Annotated in this window: 1 protein-coding gene and 1 pseudogene; both read left to right on the plus strand. The window is 42.9% G+C overall.

Annotated elements, in window-relative coordinates; genetic code table 11:
- A pseudogene (locus AB5935_RS27130) lies at positions 1–122 on the plus strand (HEAT repeat domain-containing protein); the annotation flags it as partial.
- Positions 123–127: 5 nt separating this feature from the next.
- A partial coding sequence (locus tag AB5935_RS27135; protein ID WP_368327992.1) for a glycosyltransferase family 2 protein occupies positions 128–1,185 on the plus strand: 1,058 nt, incomplete at its 3' end.

The raw sequence follows: 1,185 nt of genomic DNA on the forward strand, positions 1-1,185 counted from the left end.
CCCTCTATGAATACAGTTCAATGGGAAGAAAAACATTCGATCAATTGGAGAGAAAAGCTGATTCCCACACAGCTATATTGTTTGCCCATACCAAGCATCCGTTAATCAACCAGTTAATTTAGAGAATATGAGAGATATAATATTTACATTCTTCAATTATTTCGTATTCTTTTATACGAGTATGCTGGCGATATTCTTCGTCACATTCGCCTTCCTCTCTTTCATTTCTCTGAAACGGAGAAAAGATTACTATGTGGAAAGCTATATGCGGAAAACGATTAAGGAATCTCCCTATACACCGGGTATTTCGGTAATTGCCCCTGCTTTCAATGAAGAAAAGACAATCATTGATAACGTGAACTCTATGCTCGCATTGGAATACCCGCTTTTCGAGGTGGTGATTGTAAATGACGGAAGCACGGACAGTACGTTGAAGAAGATGATTGAACATTACGAACTGATAGAAGTGCCCTATGCCTATATTGAGCGAATCAAAACCAAACCGTTCAGAAGACTCTTCAAATCTACCAGTCCGAAATACAGTCGACTCATCGTTGTAGACAAAGAGAATGGAGGAACCAAAGCGGATGCATCCAATGCAGGTATCAATGTTTCTTCATATCCTTATTTCATCTGTACGGACGTAGACTGTATCTTAGAGAAATATGCTCTTTACCGCTGTATATCGCCCATCATATCTTCCGATAAACAGGTAATCGCAGTCAGCGGAACGATGTTGATGGCAAACGGATGCGTAGTGAAAGACGGGCAGATAGTAGACGTGAGAACTCCGCGTACTCCGATTCCGCTTTTCCAGAACCTCGAATACATGCGTTCCTACCTGATTGGTAAGATGGGATGGTCTGCAATCAATGGTATGCCGAATGTTTCCGGTGGATTCGGTCTTTTCGACCGTTCCGTAGCCATTGCAGCCGGAGGATACGACGGTACTTCCTTTGCAGAAGATATGGACCTCATTACCCGCATGGTAGGATACATGTGCGACTTCTCCCGTCCTTATAAGATTATTCAGATTCCTGATACTTGCTGTTGGACGGAAGGACCTCCCAACTTGGCGATGCTTTACCGTCAACGTACCCGTTGGGCACGAGGATTGTTCCAGACACTTAGTATCCACCATAAGATGATTTTCAAGAAAACATATAAACAGATGGGATTGCTGAC

The sequence above is a fragment of the Phocaeicola sp. RTP21198st1_B8_RTP21198_201120 genome (assembly GCF_040929485.1).
Taxonomy (GTDB): Bacteria; Bacteroidota; Bacteroidia; order Bacteroidales; family Bacteroidaceae; genus Phocaeicola; species Phocaeicola dorei.